Source organism: Microcoleus sp. EPA2 (assembly GCA_020882975.1).
In the GTDB taxonomy this organism is placed as follows: Bacteria; Cyanobacteriota; Cyanobacteriia; order Cyanobacteriales; family Microcoleaceae; genus Microcoleus.
Genome location: JAHRFD010000002.1, coordinates 199,171 through 216,910 on the forward strand (window position 1 = coordinate 199,171; position 17,740 = coordinate 216,910).

Genomic DNA, 17,740 nt, shown 5'->3' on the forward strand with positions numbered 1-17,740 from the left:
TACAATCTTAAGTAAGTAAATCAAAACATGACTGTTGAATTTAAATTTATTTTGACCACTAAAATTATATAGCATTCGTAAACTTTTTTACCCCACCCCAACCCTCCCGTTATTAAGTTACGGGAGTAATAAATTCACGGCGCGTGATGGGAGGATTGCTATATAAATGTTCAAATCCTCCTCCCAATCCACTACAATCTTAATATTATTTTGCAATATGTCATTGGCCATTGAGCCAAAAATTATGCGACATTATGCCTAGACAGCACCCGCGATCGCCCTCAACTAAAAAAATTCTAACAGAGAACTCTGGGAGACCTGTCAGAAAAATCAACAATTAGCTTAAAATCTATGCAAAGGCCCACTAATTGAAACAATGAGTCAGACCCTGCCAGAACTCCAAACAGAAGTCCGCACCATGCAAGCAGAAATTGCCACCCTGCAAGAGTCGCGGGAAAAACTATACAAACAACGCTCGTCCTGCCGCGTCACAGTCAGCTTTCCCAAGAACAATACCCCGGAAGCTATTGCCGAGTTCCACCGACAAAATGCTGCTTTTGGCGAACAATGGTTGCAGCAACTCGAAGAGATTGACGGAGAAATCAGAACTGTGGAAAAACAATTGCAACAAAAACAGGTTCTATTTGAATATAAACAAGCTGAAATGGACAAAATGCTAGCCCAACAGCACTGGCAAGATATAGAAAATAAAGTTCAGACAGGGGAAAAGCACTTGGAAGCACAAGCCCGCCGGATTAATCAGATAGCAGCCCAGCTAGAAGCGGAAATACGCACTTTCAAAGCGCTGTCTGATGAGTTGACTCCCAGTTATGCTGAGTGGTTTCAACAACAAAATCAAGTTGTGGAATTTTCGGCAAACACCATCCCTCAAGCAGTTGCTAAAAACAATGGGTTTGTAGTAGAAAGTAAAGAGATAAACTGGGAATAATCATCAATATTTTTGATTCAGGTTCTGGGGAGAGTTAACGGGCATAATTTCTCACTCCCCCATCAGTCATGTACCTAGGTTTTCGTTCCTGACAGCATCAAAATTTTACGTGTTAATGAAACAATTAATTTGGATACTTGTATTTATATTTGCGATTGGAGCTGCCAGTTTGGGTTCCTATTCGTGGCAGAATTTGTCACCAGTAGCCGAAGTTGGGAGGGGAGGGAAGATTACCATTTCCCAAAACCCCTCGGCGTCGCCACTTCCTGCTACCAAAACAGCAGTAGATTTTCCCCAAATTGACGAGTCCCGTTTGTGGAAACATTTGGAAACTTTAGCCGGAGAACGGGATGGAGAGAGCGATCGCTCTTTCACCAGAAATTACATTTCTCAACAATTGAAAATAGTAGGATTTTCTCCCCAATTGCAACCCTTCGAGAGAGGAACTAACATCTTCGCCGAAAGAAAAGGTACAGACTCAACAGCGGGTGCAATTCTCGTCGCCGCCCACTACGATACTGTACTCAAATCACCCGGTGCTGATGATAATGCTACCGGAGTTGCAGTAGCTTTAGAAGTAGCACGACTGCTAGCAGCCCGTCCCACAGGTCGGACATTACAAGTGGCATTTTTTGATCGAGAAGAAATCGGACTTTTAGGTAGTTTAGCTTTTACCAGTAGTCCCGCGCGGTTAAAAAATTTGCAGGGAGTTGTAGTCTTGGATATGGTGGGTTATGCCTGCCATACTGCGGGATGTCAGCGATATCCCGAAGGGTTGACACCCGAAGCTTTTCTGGATGCAGCGGGGGTGACTTCTCCCAAAGTAGGTGAGTTTATCGCAGTGATTGGTGATGCGGAACATCCGCAGTTATTGGGTAGTTTTGCGGAGGCGAGAAAAGCAGGTTTACCACCGATAGTGACGCTACCAGTTCCTCTTAAAGGGGTACTGACTCCCGATGTTTTGCGCAGCGATCATGCGCCTTTTTGGTATCAGGGAGTTGGTGCTGTTTTGGTGACAGATACGGCTAATTTGCGATCGCCCCATTATCACCAATCTAGCGATACCCTAGCCACCATCGATCGACCTTTTTTCGCCGGTTCTGCTCAAATCGTTGTCAACGCTACTGCTAAATTATTGGAAATGCTGTAAATGTCGTAGTGTTGCTGCTTGCACTTGGTGTATTTTATCTATCCATTCTCAACCCCCTGTAAATGCTCGAAAAACCCACCCAAAAAACAGCACGCTCAAGAAAATTACACCAGCAACAATTAACGCCAAACCCAACAGCAAAGCCGCCACAAATAACCAATCAGCTTTTTTCCCAGCAGGTTCAGGGGAACCTAAATGAGCATCCAGCAATTCTATATTCTTGACATTAGCCTTCCAAGCAACATCCAACAAATCTCCAGCCACGGGTACAGTCCCAGCAACTGTATCAAACACGATGTTAGCGGCCATTTGTACTAAAGTCTCTTGTGGCACTCCCATTTGGGCAGATTTAAACACAACATAACCTGCAAAAATGGAACTGATTAAATCACCGCCACCCGGTATCAGTCCCAATATCGGATCGAGTCCAATCCGGTATTTGGTGCCGGGGATGGGAATTGCATTGTCTAGTAAATTGCTGATGCGACGGAGACGGCGCAAGGATGCAACATGGGATTTGTTGGTAGTATTTGGGGATGAATTTTGTATAGGAGAACGGGACATTTAGATTACTCCTGACTTTATTTCTTTGTCCGCGGAGGAGGACGAAAGTTTTTCTAGAAGCGATTGCGATCGCCTAATCATATAAAACCCTCTCTTCTCTTCCTTCGCGTCCTTAGCGCCTTCGCGGTTAAATCATTCCGATACAACCAGAATTGACATCATTTTTCATAACACTGAGAAACCCGGTTTCTATTCAAAACCGGGTTTCCTAATTCTAGCTGATGGCTGTTAGTTTAGCCTGCTATTTGTTGCCTTCAGTGAAGTCGGCATCAATTACATCGTCGCCGCCGCCAGTGGGGCCGCCGTCTCCAGGGCCACCAGGGCCACCAGGACCACCTGCTTGCTGGTACAGGTTGCTGCTAACAGCGTAGAATGCTTGTTGCAACTCGGTTGTGAGGGTTTTGATGCGATCGTCATCTTCGGTAGCGATCGCCTCGCGCAAGTCCTTAAGCAGCCCTTCAATCTTAGTTTTGTCAGATGGGGGAACTTTATCACCCAATTCTGCCAACTGCTTCTCGATTTGATAGGCTTGAGAATCAGCTTGGTTTTTGCGATCGATCCGTTCGCGACGTTCTTTGTCAGCAGCCGCATTCGCCTCGGCTTCTTTCACCATGCGATCGACTTCATTGTTGGGCAAAGTGGAAGCACCAGTAATGCTAATAGATTGCTCCTTACCAGTACCTTTATCTTTAGCAGCTACATTCAAAATACCGTTAGCATCGATATCAAATGTAACTTCAATTTGAGGGACGCCACGGGGAGCTGGGGGTACTCCATCTAAGCGGAATGTTCCCAAATCTTTGTTGTCGTTTGCCATTTCCCGTTCGCCTTGCAAAACGTGAATTTCCACGTTTGTTTGGCCATCTACAGCAGTCGAGAAAGTTTCTGACTTCTTAGTAGGAATAGTGGTGTTGCGGGGAATGATTTTGGTCATCACACCGCCCAAGGTTTCGACACCGAGGGACAGGGGAGTAACGTCGAGCAACAGGATGTCTTTGACTTCGCCTGCGAGTACGCCTGCTTGAATAGCGGCACCAACTGCTACCACTTCATCCGGGTTTACCGTTTGGTTTGGGTCTTTGCCGAGGATTTTTTTGACCAGTTCTTGCACGGCTGGAATGCGTGTAGAACCGCCGACTAAGACAACTTCATTAATTGCAGATTTGTCTAATTTGGCGTCGCGAATTGCGTTTTCTACGGGGATGCGAGAGCGATCGATTAAATCCGAGCAGAGTTCTTCAAACTTGGCGCGGGTCAAGGTGGTGTCCAAGTGTTTTGGCCCGTCTTGAGTCGCGGTAATAAATGGCAAGTTGATTTCTGCTTGGGTAACGCTAGACAGTTCAATCTTGGCTTTTTCTGCTGCTTCTGTCAGGCGTTGCAGTGCTTGTTTGTCTTTGCGGAGGTCAATGCCTTCGGCCCTTTGGAATTCTCCGGCGATGAAATCCACAATTTTTTTGTCGAAGTCGTCACCACCAAGGTGAGTGTCTCCAGAAGTTGCCAATACTTCAAATACACCGTCGCCGACTTCCAGAATCGATACGTCGAAGGTACCGCCACCTAAGTCAAATACGAGGATGGTTTCGTTGCTCTTTTTATCTAACCCGTAGGCTAAAGCTGCTGCTGTAGGTTCGTTGATAATCCGCAGCACTTCAATCCCGGCAATTTTGCCAGCGTCTTTAGTAGCTTGGCGCTGGGAGTCGTTGAAGTAAGCGGGAACAGTAATTACTGCTTGGGTAACTGTTTCGCCTAGATATTTGCTGGCGTCTTCTACCAGTTTGCGCAGAACTTGGGCAGAAATTTCTTCTGGCGCAAATTGCTTGCCGCGGGCGGGACAGTCGAGTTTGAGGCTGTTTCCGACTTTGAGGACTTTATAGGAAACTTCTGTGGTTTCGTGGGTTACTTCGTCAACGCGGCGGCCGATGAACCGTTTTACTGAGTAAAAGGTGTTTTCGGCGTTCATCACGGCTTGACGCTTGGCGATTTGTCCGACAAGTTGATCGCCATTTTTGGTGAATGCTACGACGGAAGGTGTGGTGCGACCCCCTTCAGCGTTGGCAATGACGGTGGGTTTGCCGCCTTCCATAACTGCGACGCAGGAGTTTGTCGTACCTAGGTCAATTCCAACTACTTTTCCCATAGGGGTGTTCCGGCTCCAATCTCTACAAAATTTTGGTTTTCTATCTGTGTGATAGTCTGGTTATTCAGGACTGCGATTTCACCTGGGTAGGTGTACGGATAGTGAGTCCTGCTTTAATACAGTCTTCGATAGGGTGATTATCTCTATACTGCGGGCGGTTAGACCTTGGGATGAAGGCGTGTTTACCGAACCTGTGAGGGACGGTTGCATTCATCGGCTTTGCAACGCTACAGTTGTTGACTGCTTTTCTTTACTCTTCCTAATGTACGGGGTTTGATCGATCGGGGTATTGTGGCAAACCGTATAATTTTTGTTGTATTTGCCGTCTTTGTTGTATAAATTTTGTTTGGTTGCTAGAGGCGATCGCTTTTTTGGATGGAATAGATCGCTTTTTCTGATGCACAATATAAGTAGAATCCGCAACTATCCTGTGACTGTCTTCAGTTGAAACAGCCATAAAAGTTCTCAAAATTCCGTTGCTGTGGTTTTTTCGACTATCGTATTTGAACATTCAAAAGTCACAGGAAGCTACCACCGGAAACGATATCACTCCCGATCGCTTGATTATTCGATTTCTGCCCTAATTATTGTGGAACAGGCCTCACAGCCTGTTCTTAACCAGCTTTGGGGGAGATGGCTATTGACCAATCAGCAAAGCACAAGGAAAGTAATTCAGAGCTTCACCAATTGCTAATTGACCGTTACTTTCTACCATCTGATTTGTAATAGCATCTTTCCAAACAGACGGCATTTCCTCGGACAATTCTAGCTTCGTATCTTTCCAAATTTTTTCGCCTAGTGGCATTTCTTCTGCCTTGACTATCCCCGTCAAAAACCGAGGAGCAATCACAATAGCTGTCGTATTTTCGTAGCTGCGGGCAAAGGCGATGAGATTATCTTTAAATCTCCCAACTACTTCCAGTGGCTGATAATTACCTGATTGAAAAACTTTCAAGTATTGTTTTCTTGCTTCCAGAACTCTGGTGGTCAAAAATAACTTAATTCTCGCATCTTCTTTGGTTGATATCAACTCTTCAATCAGTTGCAAAATATCACTTTGAGCTTGTTGTTTAATTTCCTGCAACACCTGAATTCGGCGCTCAAAATCTACTGGACGGCGGTTATCTGGATCGACATGGCTTAAATCCCAAAATTCTGTACCTTGATAAATATCCGGGACACCAGGAGCGGTGATTTTTAGCAATGTTTGAGATAAGGAATTTAAAATTCCATAATCAGCTACTTTTTTCCAGAAAGGTGCGAATCTTTTCAGGAACTGATTTTGTTCACCAGGTTCGAGAACATGATCGACAAAAGTCATAAAGCCTGTCTCGTATTCGTTATCCGGTCTCAGCCAAGCAGTATGAACTTTGGCTTCGCGGACGGCTTTAATCACATAATCTTTCATGCGGTCAATAAAGTCAGTATTTTCGATTTCTTCAAACGGGAAACTACCGATTAAGGTTTGGTAAAAGAAGTATTCATCATTAGTATCGGGAACCATACGATTCACCAAGTTGACTTTTTTGGAAGAGTTTAACTCTCTCCAAGATTTGACTTGCTGTTCCCATTCATCGGGGATTTCTGACAGTACGTTAATTCGGGCGCGCACGTCTTCGCCACGCTTGGTATCGTGGGTAGCTGTGGCATTCATTTTGTGTGGCCACACTGCTTGCTGATGTTCGTTGAATTGGTGAAATTCAGTGAGGGAGACACCGAATTGACTGGGGTTTCCTCCCACTTCGTTGAGTGATAACAGTCTGTAATAGACGTATAAAAGTGTGTCTTCAATGCCTTTTGCCATCAACGGGCCTGTCAACTGCTGGAGTTTCATCACGAAGTGGCGACGCTGTTCTTTTTGTTCTGTTGTTAAGGTTTCTTCTGCTTCCAACAACAGGAGAGTTTCGATAAAATTCAGTTCTTTTAGCAGCAGTGGGATTTGTTCTTTGGCTTTGGCGATCGCATCTTTTACATAAGTGCGATCGGACTCTCTCAAGCCTTCTTGATTAATGTAAGTTCGGTAAACTGGAAAAATCGCCAAAATGGCTGACAAGGCTTTTTCCAAGCCGGGGCGAGTAAAGTCATTTCCCTGTCGAGATTGACCGGATATATTTTTCAAAAGTTGAGCGAGATTGTCTACATCTCCCGCCAAGTTTTTCTCAATAATTAGCCTTTTTTTGTCTATAAACAACTGTTCGTAGGGGATGCTGAGCCTAGTGAATCTGTAGTATATATCGCTAAATTGCTGTTCGCGATCGGACCGACAAAAAACGCCGTTTACGTAATTCAAAAAGTCGTAGCCGCTGGTTCCTTCAATGGGCCAGTAGGAGGGCAAATCTTCTTTGTGTTCGAGAATTTTTTCCACAGTGATGTAAATATCACCGATTCTGTGCCTCAGCCGTTTTAAATATTCTGTGGGATCGTAAAGTCCGTCGATATGGTCAATTCTCAATCCGGTAAATTTTCCTTGTTCAATCAAGTCGAAGATCAGAGCATGATTTTTATGAAAAACTTTTATATCTTCGACTTTTACCGAAATTAGTTCGTTGACGGTAAAAAATCTGCGGTAGTTAATTTCTTCTGCACCCACTTTCCAAAAAGCCAGACGGTAAAACTGCTCGGACAGCAAATCATCCAGTAGGTTAAAGCTTTCGGGATTCCCCTTTTCTCCATTAAAAAACTTGATATTTTCATCGATAAATTCTTGAACAATCGGATTTTGATTGTAGAGTTCCCACAGCAGCCCTTTGACAAAAGCTATCTGGTCGTATCTTTCTTTACCTTTGGTTTCTGAAGGAATATTCTTAATCAGATAAAGAATTCCCAAAAACTTGATAAAATCAGGATGACGTCTGCCTAATTCCCTGCCTAAATGTCCCAAGTTATGACTGATGAAATTCGCGTAGGATTGTATTTTGACTGGCAATTTTAAGCTATAGTAATTGATGCTTAACCCCAGGTCGCTGTATTTGAGTTGAATTTCGCCATTTTCGAGACACTCTCCATAAAAATTACCTAGCAGCGGAGCCAGCACTCGACCTCTGAGATGTTCGTAACCGTGATCCCATTCGATATCGAAGTAATCGAAATAGTCGGAATCTGGTCCGTGTTCCAATACATCTAACAACAGCAAGTTTTGAGTGTCGTAAGCCATGTGATTTGGGACAATATCTTGCAACCATCCCATTTTTCGGTTGTGGATTTCGTCGGTGAGTGCTTCAAAGTCTTCTGAGGTTCCTAATTCTGGATTGAGCTGATTTGAGTCAACTACATCGTAGCCGTGGCTGCTGCCTTTTCTGGCTTTAAATATTGGTGAAGCGTACAAATCACTAATGCCTAATTCTTCTAGATAGCTAACGATTTGTCTGGCGGCTTCAAAGTTAAAACCTGCATGAAATTGAATCCGATAAGTTGCTGTGGGAATTCGCATCATGTTAATTTTACTCCTAATTTTTTATGGTTTTTTATTTTAAAGAGGAGGCTGAGCCTCCAGGAGTGCATTCCCAGGCTCAGCCTCGGAACGAGAGAAACCAGAGATAAAATACTTCTTTCTGGTTCCTAGGAAGAGCCTGGAAACAGATATCTAGAGGCTCTGCCTCCTGTTTTAATCTAATTCATAGAGCGCAAAACTATGGGGTGTGACAATTAATTCTGGGTCTGAAGTTATTTTTTCTGGCAAGGTGGAACCTGGACCCATCCACTTTGCCTCAGCAGAGTCTAAAATCTTTTTCCAATTGCCTTGGGGAAGTGCTGGCGTAAAAGCAACCTGTTGTTCGTTGAAGTTTAGAATGCAGAATATCTGGCTGTCATCTGTCCACCGACGTAGAAATAAGATTTTTTCTGCTTCGATGCTGGAAACTTCTAGGCTGGTTTTATCCAGTTTTTTAAGGGCGGGTATGGTGCGTCGCAGTTGAATTAAATGTTGGTGCCATTCCCAGAGAATTTTATGTTTGCCTTTTGTTGGTAGTTCCCAGTTTAACTTGCACTTTTGGAAACTGTCTGGACTCTGGGGGTCTTGAAATTCGCCTCGTCCTTCAAAGATTTTAAATTCTTGTTGTTTGTCTTTGCGGATCGCTTCAATTAAGTTTTCGTCCGAGTGTGAAACGAAGTACAAAAATGGTGCTTCTTCTCCGTATTCTTCTCCCATAAATAGGAAAGGAATGTAGGGAGAAGTTAAGACAGTGGCGGCGGCGAGTTTGAGGGATTCAAAATCAACTATTTTTGAGAGTCTATCTCCCAAAATGCGGTTGCCGATTTGGTCGTGGGTTTGGGAAAATACGACGAATTGATGGGCTGGTACATCCTTGGCAGAACTGCCGTGTTTTCGCTTTCTGTGGGGGGCGTATTGACCGGAGTAAACAAAGCTTTCTCGGTAAGATTTTTCTAATTGTTCGCACTTGCCGAAGTCTTGGTAGTATCGGTCGTTTTCTCCGGTGAGGAGGGCGTGCAGTGAGTGGTGGAAATCGTCGCACCACTGGGCATCTAGTCCGAATCCTCCTAGTTCTTTAGGACGCAGAACGCGGGCATCATTTAAGTCGCTTTCTGCTATTAAATAAAGTTGACGTCCTAGCTGTTGAGAAAGCTCGCTGGTGGCATCGGCTATTTCTTGCAAAAACGGTCTGGCACTTACTTCAAATATGGCTTGAATTGCGTCGAGTCTCAAGCCATCGATGTGATAGTCTCGAAACCAGTATAGGGCGTTTTCCAGAAAGTAGTGGCGGACGCCATCGCTGTAGGCGTCGTCGAAGTTGAGGGGGTCTCCCCAAATTGAGCCGTATTTTGAGGTAAAGTATGGGCCGAAGTCACGGAGATAGTTTCCTTCTGGGCCGAGGTGGTTGAAAACGACATCAAGAATTACTGAAATACCTTGTTTGTGGCAGGCGTCGATCAGTTTTTTGAAGCCTTCGGGACCACCGTAGGAGTTTTGGACTGCGTAGGGATATACGCCATCGTAGCCCCAATTGCGATCGCCTGGAAATTGGGCGACTGGCATAATTTCTATGGCGTTGATTCCCAGTTCTTTGAGTTGCTTTAGTTGGGGAATTATGGCTTCAAAGGTTCCGGCTTCGGTGAATGTGCCGACGTGGAGTTCATAGATGATGGTTTCTGCTAGTGGTACGCCTTGCCAATCTGTATCTGTCCAGGTAAATGCGCTTTCATCTATGACTTGGGAAGGGGAGTGTACGCCTTGGGGTTGATATTTGGAGGCGGGGTCTGGTCTGTGGATGTTGCCTTCTAGTTGGTAGGTGTAGAGGGTTCCGGGTGGGATATCTGTAGCGGTGGTTTGCCAATACCCGGCGGCTGATTTTTGCATGGGGAGCAGGCGTTGGTCTGGGGAAACAAGTTGAACTGCTACTTGTTTAAGGGTGGGGGCCCAAACTGTAAATTCGCATTGATTGTTGCCAAGGTAGTTTGCTCCTATCTTCATTTTAAGTTCTGTTCCCGATCGCATAGGTTGGCGGTATGACTAAAAATGCTATTTTGGCAATAGGTCTGTGGAACCCCGATCGCCAACCAGCCTGTTTAAAAAGTAATATCACTTAAAAGAGTAACAGACAACTAACTTTAGACAGAGCCACGTTTACAATTTGGCCCTAGGGCGTGTTTTCAAACCCAAAGATCCCCCCCAGCCCCCCTTAAAAAAGGGGGGGGAAAGAGTCTTTAAGTCCCCCTTTTTAAGGGGGATTTAGGGGGATCTAAATCTTAAGGAGTGGTTTGAAAACACGCCCTCGGCTAAATTAGCAGTGGATTCCATCTACATTATTAAAGCATGAATCTGCTTTGCCCGATCGCCAAATTAGTCCTGTGCCGGGGTGACAATTTTTGCGAAAAATAATGTTTAAAATAGATCTAAAGGTAGATGACAAGTCAGCGAGTGTATTCCTATGGTTATTGCTTTTGGACGGGAAATCTGCTGCAATCTGGACTCGGCGGAGTCTCGCGAATGGTTGGTCACCAACGGGATCGGCGGTTATGCTAGTGGGACGATCGCCAATCTCCTCACCCGCCGCTATCACGGTCTGCTGGTGGCCGCGCTCCAACCCCCGCTGGGACGTACTTTGATGCTGGCCAAACTGGACGAGACGGCGGTGTATCTCGATCGCGCCTATCCTCTTTATACAAACCGCTGGGCCGACGGGACGATCGAACCCCACGGCTATAACTACATCGAAAGCTTTCACCTCGAAGGTACGACACCTGTTTGGAGATTTGCGCTGGCGGACGCTATCCTAGAAAAGCGGATTTGGATGCAACAAAGTGCTAACACAACGTATATTCAATATCGTTTGCACCGCGCCTCAAAACCGATCGCCCTGGCTGTCAAGGCCCTGATCGACTATCGCGACTATCACCACACCACGAGCGCCGACGATTGGCAAATCGGTCTAGAAACAGTGGAAAAAGGCCTGTGTGTGACTGCTTTTGCCAAAGCTGCACCCCTCTACCTGCTAACAGATGCCCCACCAGAGGCTAAATTTCGAGTTTCTACGCCCTTATACAATTGGCACTACGGATTTGACCTCGCAGCCGAAAGGCGGCGCGGATTGGAGTGTTGTGAGGATCATCTACACGCAGCCACTTTCCATTTCACCATCGCACCAGGACAGTCTCTGACTTTAATCGCCAGCACGGACAAAAAACCCGAATTAAACGGGGATACCGCTTTAGAACTCCGTCGCACCTATGACCAAGAATTGCTGCCACAATGGTCAAAAGTGAGAGAAGCTCCTCCTTGGATAAATCACTTAGTGCTAGCAGCGGACCAATTTATTGTCAATCGCCCGGTGCCAGAGGAACGGGACGGGAAAACGATCATCGCCGGCTATCCCTGGTTCAGCGACTGGGGGCGGGATACGATGATTGCTCTACCGGGTCTCACAATGTGTACGGGGCGATCGTCCATTGCTCGATCGATCCTGCGAACTTTTGCGCGGTATGTCGATCGCGGGATGTTGCCAAACCGCTTTCCCGATCGGGGTGGTGCCCCGGAATACAACACCGTAGACGCCACCCTGTGGTACTTTGAAGCAATTCGCGCTTACATAGATGACACCGGAGACGACGAACTCTTGACCGAACTCTGGCCGACCTTATGTGAGATTGTGGATTGGCACATCAAGGGTACTCGGTATAACATCCACCTCGATGCCGAGGACGGTTTGATCTACGCCGGGGAAACGGGGGTGCAACTGACTTGGATGGACGCAAAAATCGGCGATTGGGTGGTGACACCGCGGATTGGTAAGCCGATCGAAATCAGCGCTCTTTGGTACAATGCCATACAAGCAATGGTCAGTTTTGCTCAAAAATTGGGAAAACCTGACTATGAATACCACAAATTAGCCCGTCGTACAGCAGCCGGATTCACTCGTTTCTGGAACGACAGGAAAGGTTACTGTTACGATGTTCTCGACGGTCCAGACGGAGATGATGACCGACTGCGGCCCAACCAGATATTCGCCGTGTCTCTACCCCTAGACTCAAGCTATCTGCCATCGCCCAATTCCTTGTCACCAAAAGAGATGGGGGCTAAGGATCGGCCGCGGTATACACCTTTACTCCCGCCCGATCGATGTCGGGGGGTGGTAGATGCCTGCGCTCAACAACTTCTGACTTCCGTCGGCCTTCGCAGCCTCTCGCCGGAAGACGCGCAATATCGGGGCGACTACGGAGGCGATCCATTGCAGCGCGACAGCGCCTATCACCAAGGCACGGTTTGGGGATGGCTGATTGGGCCCTTTGTGTTGGCTCACTTGCAGGTATACAAAGACCCAGCACAAGCTCGCGAATTCCTAGCACCAATGGCACATCATATATTAGCTGGCGGAGTTGGCAGTTTGGGCGAAATTTTTGAGGGGGACGCGCCGCACGCGCCGCGGGGCTGCACTGCACAAGCTTGGACAGTCGCTGAGGTGCTGCGGGCTTGGTTAGCAATTCCGAGGACGGATAGTTATAGTTGACAGTTGACAGTTAACCGTTGGTTTAATCGGAGGTTTATGGCATTATTATTGGCTGGTGACATTGGCGGAACTAAGACGATTTTACGCTTAGTAGAAAAGACTGTTGAGGGTGAAATGAAACCTCTTTATGAGTTGCGCTATCCCAGTGGAGAGTTTCCAGATTTAGTGCCGATGGTGCAGCATTTTTTGGCGGAAGCTGCTGTGAAGTTGGACTTGGCATCAGTGCCGGAAACAGCTTGTTTTGCGATCGCAGGCCCTGTCCTTAACAATACTGCCAAACTGACGAATTTGCCTTGGCAGCTTGAGGTAAAGCGTCTCGAACAAGAATTAGGAATATCTCACGTTAGTTTAATTAATGATTTTGTCGCCATTGGCTACGGCGTGTCTGGTTTGGATGCGACAGATTTGCACACTTTGCAAGTCGGAAAACTCCGAGAACGCGATCCAATTGCAGTGATTGGTGCGGGTACTGGTTTGGGCAAATGTTTTGCTATTCCCGACACCAATGGGCTCAGAGTTTTTTCTTCCGAAGGGGGACACGGTGACTTTGCACCTCGCTCCGAGTTGGAGTTTCAATTGCTGAAATATTTGTTAGCAAAACACGACATTCCCAGAATATCCATCGAGCGAGTAGTTTCGGGCCAGGGAATTGTGGCAATTTATCAGTTTTTGCGGGACATAAAATTTGCGCCGGAATCAGCGGAGGTAGGGAAAATTATTAAACAATGGGAGTCAGAAATTGGGAAAACTGAAAAAACGGTCGATCCCGGAGCGACAATTGCCAAGGCGGCACTGGAAAAGTGCGATCGACTTTCGGAACAAACCATGCAAATGTTTGTAGAAGCTTACGGCGCTGTGGCGGGAAATATGGGTGTCACCCTTTTACCCTACGGCGGTTTGTACATCGCTGGTGGCATTGCTGCTAAAATTTTGCCACTGATGGAAGAAGGCAGTTTTATGCGGGCTTTTACCCACAAAGGGCGCATGGATTCGCTATTGGAAATGATACCAGTTCACATTGTTTTGAATAGCAATGTAGGGTTGATTGGAGCGGCAGTTTGTGCAGCCGGTCTTTAGGTTATCTTAAGTGGATGAGGGGGGCGGGCACGGGGACACCGCCCCTACAAAATTATGATTTGTCTGAGAATGAAACAGCCCTGGGGGCTGGGGGGCTGGGCTGTTTCATTCTCTTGTAGGGGCTGCCCCCCGTGGCTGCCCCAATCTCTGATATCGTTGACCGTTGTATCGGAATGATTTAACCACAGAGAACACAGAGAACACAGAGAGAAATGAATAATTCCGATGAAGAGAGGAATTGATATGAAACACCTTACCAATTACCAATTACCTATTACCTATTACCCATACTTCGACAACGCTGGAGTCCAAGTTACCTATTGCCAATTACCCATTACCTATTACCCATTACCTATTACCAATTGGCTATAGTTCTCATATATCATATAAAATTACTGCATCTTCAAAATCTTCTTAGCCGCAGCTTCAGAAACCGGCATCACCGATAACCGATTGCCTTTCCTCACCACCAAAAGCTCATCATGACTAAAATTTTCCTTCAGTTCATCCAAAGATATTAAATTGGCAAATTCCTCCACAAACTCCACTCTCACAGTTTGCCAGCGAGGCGCAGCGAAGGTAGATTTTGCATCATAATATTCACTATTTGTATCGAACTGAGTTGGATCGGGGATATTAGTTTCAACGATACGCATCAAACCGACTATTCCCGGTATCTTAGTATTAGAATGGTAAAAAAACACTAAATCGCCCTGACTCATTTCTCGCATAAAATTCCGAGCTTGATAATTACGAACGCCATCCCAGATCGAAATCCCATCTGATTTCAAATCCGCAATACTATAAACATCCGGTTCCGACTTCATTAGCCAATAATTCATACAATCTATTCGTTCTGCTCAAAATATTCGCTCTCCCTCCCACTAGCTTCACCTTTTTTTTGCCAGATTTGATATCCGATCGAAGAATTGGAACAAAATATGCTTCCACTTCTGCAAGCACACAGTTAAGATTAAATAAACCAAAATATGCACGCACAAAATCCCCCAATTTAAACTCAAATTTTCCCAAGTGGGATCGTACACAGGAGTAGGCTCAAAGGGCTGAGGAAGCGTACTCCCATCGGGCAATTTAGTAGCTGCGGGAACCATGGCATTGACATTAACTAAAGAGCCATAAGCACCCACAGACCAGCGGCTTAACATCAACCAAGAAAATTTACTGGCGACACCTTCCATCTTAAACAAAACTCCAGAAAAGATAATCTGAGGTAGTAATAACAGAGGTAAAGCGCTATTAGCTTGAGAGCTATTTTTGACGATGGCTGAAACCACTAATCCGAGACTGACGCAACTAAGTAAAGTTAGAAAAGTGGTAATGCTTACTCCGACTGTCCAGGAAATTAAACTCGGTTCTGGGTGTTTAAAAGCAATCAAAATTATGGCTACCATTAAGATGGTTTGCAATACGGCTAACCCGGACAGGATTAAAACTTTTGAACCTACATAGGCAAATAATCCTAAATTGACTAAACGTTCGCGGAGATAAATAGCTGATTCTTTGACAATTTCTTGGAGAGAAGTTGCCAATCCTACCCAAATGGCTGCACAGGTAAAGACAAACAAAACTCGCAAGGCTAAAGGTGCTAAAGTTGCTTCCGGTGCGCCTATTAATGGGTCTTTGTCTCTGACTGCAAGCCGCAGTAAACTAATGCCGATCGGCGCAGTTAAAAGAGCTAAACTTAAGTTAACGCCGTCGCGGCAAACTAGCTGGAAATAACGTTGAGCAAGTATAAACAGTTGTTGGATAAAAGATACAGATTTTGGCTGGGGAGGGGGGGTAGATTTTTTTTGTGCGGTATTGTCGATGCTGAAATGATTTTCAATGTATTGCTGATAGTAGGGAGAATTGCTAAATTTATCCGCCCAGCTTTGAACGTTGCTTTCTTCTGTTTCTAGTTCGTTGTAAATGTCGGCAAAATCACCAGTTTTAACATCAAAAAAGTCGAGGGCTATCTTTGGTGGCCCGAAGTAACAGAGGCGACCGCCACGACCCATAAATACGATACGATCGCACATGGTGATATTTGCTGTGGCGTGAGTGACTAAAATCACCGTCCGACCTTGACTTGCCAACTTTCGCAACAGTTGCATCATCTTTTTATCCAAACCGGGGTCTAGTCCTGATGTCGGTTCGTCTAAAAAGAAGAGTTTCGGGTTGGCTAACAGTTCGACTCCGATACTAACCCGTTTGCGCTGTCCGCCACTAAGTTCTTTGACTAAAGCCTTGCTGCGGTGAGTCATTTCAATATCTTCTAAGGTTTTAGCGACTACTTGCTTAACATTTGTATCGGGTGGTAGACGTAGTTTAGCTGCATAGGTTAATACTTCTTCTACTTTTAAATCGGCGTGAATAATATCATCTTGAGGGACGTAACCAATTTGATTGCGATAAATATTAAAGTTTTTTCTGAGGTCATCGCCGTTGATATAAACGACACCGCTAGTAGTTTTTTCAATGCCTAATAGTGTCCGCATTAATGTAGATTTTCCCGCGCCACTACCGCCGACTAAGGCGACAAATTGCCCTGGTTCGATCGCTAATTTGATTCGCCTTAAACGCTTGGGAATCACCAGACAGTCAGCATCCAAACGAATTTGATTGCCGGAGTCTTGCATCTCCAACTCGCCACTGTGGTAAATTAGAGTAAACGGACCGATCCGAATGGCATCTCCCTCGGACAATTGTAGAGAATTTGTGACTCGCTGACCGTTAACAAACACGCCGTTGGCGCTGTGGTCTCGTAAAATATAATTGCCGCGGCTGTCTTGGTCAATGGTGGCGTGGCGTCTGGACACAAGGGGAGAGTCTAATTGCAGTGCTGCATTCGGATCGCGGCCCAACAATACCGACCGATTTTTGAGGGAAATTGACTGTTTGTTTGATGCTACAACTTGATTTGCAGTGGGGTTAAAATATGTCAGTAAAACTTGATTTTTTGGGTCAAGACCGATTTTAATTTCTGTACCATTTTTCAGACAATAACCGTCGTTGGGAGTGATGCGGGTGCGATCGACAAATAGGCCATTAGTGCTTGGCTGTTGACCGTTACCGTCGTAAATCCAGTAATTATCACCTACTTGGCGCAAAACAGCGTGAACGCTGGAAACTGCGCGCCAGAGTTCAGGTATGATTAAATCGGCACGAGTGCGATCGCGCCCCAATACGTGTTGCTGCTGTGTCAACTCAAACTGTAAAACTTGGCCTTGACTATTTAAGACTAAATATGGTCGATTGCTTAAAGCTGTGGGTTGTCCTATGCTGCCTGTCATACTTCAATCGCGTTTGTGAGACTCACTTTGTTAGCATATCAAAACCTGGACAACTATAACGACAAAAGATTGTTCACAAAACTCACATTACGCACCAGAAATTTTAATATTTAATTTCAAGAATATAGCAATCCTTGCAGGAGTCGTAAAGTTTTTACCCCACCCCAACCCGGACCTTACTAAGGGGAGGGGGTAAGAGAGAAATTTCACAAATGATTTAGGATTGCTATAGATGTCTCCCAAACAGATAGTCAAAAACAGGCCCTACAGCCTGTTCCACAGGAATTATGGGGGATGTGCGATCGAACTTTTTTCGGATTTACGCGGAGGTGAGAATCAGTTTTTTTTTGAGAATACTCGTTCTTGCTCAATATTTGATAAACAACCCGGTTTCTTGAGTGCTATTCCATAGGTCTTATTAAGTAAATCCACTTAATTAAACGTAAAATACGGATGATATCCATTCCGGTTGTATCGGAATGATTTAACCACGAAGGCGCGAAGGACGCGAAGGAAGAGAAGAGAGAGTTTAATAATTCCGATGCTAACGGATTTGGTATGACCGAAAAGCTGACTGCATAAGTCTTCTTCCTTCTTCCTGAATTTCCC

At 45.5% G+C, this 17,740-nt stretch carries 11 protein-coding genes; 4 read left to right on the forward strand and 7 right to left on the reverse strand.

Annotated elements, in window-relative coordinates:
- The first annotated feature begins 376 nt into the window (after window positions 1–376).
- Complete coding sequence (locus tag AAFP14_RS03410) at window positions 377–949, forward strand: hypothetical protein (RefSeq protein ID WP_341730899.1); 573 nt, start codon at window positions 377–379, stop codon at window positions 947–949.
- Window positions 950–1,064: 115 nt separating this feature from the next.
- Window positions 1,065–2,099, forward strand: coding sequence for a M28 family peptidase (locus AAFP14_RS03415; RefSeq protein ID WP_341730900.1), 1,035 nt, complete (start codon window positions 1,065–1,067; stop codon window positions 2,097–2,099).
- Window positions 2,100–2,147: 48 nt separating this feature from the next.
- Here AAFP14_RS03415 and AAFP14_RS03420 read toward each other — a convergent pair whose 3' ends face one another.
- The 5 genes from AAFP14_RS03420 to treZ form a co-directional block, all read right to left on the reverse strand.
- Complete coding sequence (locus tag AAFP14_RS03420) at window positions 2,148–2,663, reverse strand: DUF4112 domain-containing protein (protein WP_341730901.1); 516 nt, start codon at window positions 2,661–2,663, stop codon at window positions 2,148–2,150.
- A 241-nt stretch (window positions 2,664–2,904) separates the two neighbouring features.
- Window positions 2,905–4,800 (reverse strand): molecular chaperone DnaK, encoded by a 1,896-nt coding sequence (gene dnaK, locus AAFP14_RS03425; protein ID WP_340549926.1) that lies wholly within the window; start codon window positions 4,798–4,800, stop codon window positions 2,905–2,907.
- Window positions 4,801–5,059: 259 nt separating this feature from the next.
- Window positions 5,060–5,257 carry a hypothetical protein gene (locus AAFP14_RS03430; protein ID WP_341730902.1) on the reverse strand — a complete coding sequence of 66 codons (198 nt, stop codon included), beginning with the start codon at window positions 5,255–5,257 and terminating at the stop codon, window positions 5,060–5,062.
- A gap of 180 nt (window positions 5,258–5,437) precedes the next feature.
- Entirely contained in the window at window positions 5,438–8,230 is a 2,793-nt protein-coding gene (treY, locus tag AAFP14_RS03435) for a malto-oligosyltrehalose synthase (RefSeq protein ID WP_341731082.1), read from the reverse strand.
- A 174-nt stretch (window positions 8,231–8,404) separates the two neighbouring features.
- Entirely contained in the window at window positions 8,405–10,228 is a 1,824-nt protein-coding gene (gene treZ, locus AAFP14_RS03440; RefSeq protein ID WP_341730903.1) for a malto-oligosyltrehalose trehalohydrolase, read from the reverse strand.
- Window positions 10,229–10,685: 457 nt separating this feature from the next.
- Between treZ and AAFP14_RS03445 the strand changes: the two genes are divergently transcribed.
- Both AAFP14_RS03445 and AAFP14_RS03450 read left to right on the forward strand, forming a co-directional pair.
- Entirely contained in the window at window positions 10,686–12,761 is a 2,076-nt protein-coding gene (locus AAFP14_RS03445; protein WP_341730904.1) for an amylo-alpha-1,6-glucosidase, read from the forward strand.
- A gap of 36 nt (window positions 12,762–12,797) precedes the next feature.
- On the forward strand, window positions 12,798–13,838 hold the full coding sequence (locus AAFP14_RS03450; protein WP_341730905.1) for a glucokinase: 1,041 nt from the start codon (window positions 12,798–12,800) through the stop codon (window positions 13,836–13,838).
- A 392-nt stretch (window positions 13,839–14,230) separates the two neighbouring features.
- On the opposite strand, the gene AAFP14_RS03455 is transcribed toward AAFP14_RS03450, so the two are convergent.
- Together AAFP14_RS03455 and AAFP14_RS03460 are read right to left on the reverse strand one after the other, a co-directional pair.
- Entirely contained in the window at window positions 14,231–14,680 is a 450-nt protein-coding gene (locus tag AAFP14_RS03455; protein ID WP_341730906.1) for an EVE domain-containing protein, read from the reverse strand.
- Window positions 14,681–14,728: 48 nt separating this feature from the next.
- The gene (locus AAFP14_RS03460) at window positions 14,729–17,131 is read right to left on the reverse strand and encodes an FHA domain-containing protein (protein ID WP_341730907.1); all 2,403 of its coding nucleotides are present in this window, start codon (window positions 17,129–17,131) and stop codon (window positions 14,729–14,731) included.
- Window positions 17,132–17,740 lie beyond the last annotated feature (609 nt).